At 32.4% G+C, this 680-nt stretch carries 1 protein-coding gene; it reads right to left on the reverse strand.

All coding sequences use genetic code 11. The features are described 5' to 3' along the window. Positions 1-327: 327 nt before the first annotated feature. The coding region (locus tag ACF91D_RS31215) for a DUF334 domain-containing protein (protein ID WP_392438619.1) at positions 328-680 on the reverse strand (353 nt) is incomplete at its 5' end.

Consider the following 680-nt stretch of genomic DNA (forward strand, 5'->3'; position numbering starts at 1 on the left):
TGCTTTATTCCAATTGCTTTATTGACGTTGAGCCTCGGAACCCTTAACAATCCCAAAACTTGTCGAATGGTCGGCTTAATAGCTCACGCTATGCCGACATTCGTCTGCAAGTTTAGTTAAGGGTTCTTCTCAACATCAATAAATTTTCTCGGCATAAATGCGTGGCCTACTTTTTAAAATCATCATAATCTGTTTTTTTATATTTATCTTTACGATTCGTCGGATCTTTAATAAATGTATATATAAAATCTAAAATATTAGCAATTATTTTTAATATATATTCCATGAAAACACTCCTTTTCCAAACTTCATCACAATAAATTTTCTTTAATCATGGAACCTTGCTCTAATCCATTCATATAAGCCAATAAACAACCCTATAGCGAATATATAAGGTAAACCATAAGCAATATACCAAACAAATGTCATAAAGCCCTCAGACGCTCTTATTTTGCTCGCTATGGCTTTCTGTAATACATCTACATGCAAGAAACTCATAAAATCACTGCCTATGGTCATAATTAAAGCAAATAACATAAAGACTAATAACATAGCCCCAATACCTGTAAATAATTGCTTTTGTCTTTTTTTATAGTGTTCATGTGACGCTCTTACTTCTTGCAACATACGGTCATTTTCTTCTCGTACTCTGTAAATATCTCTGCCTAATATATCTTTTA

It is taken from the genome of Staphylococcus sp. 231237_7MaSpsaltlick (genome assembly GCF_043107035.1).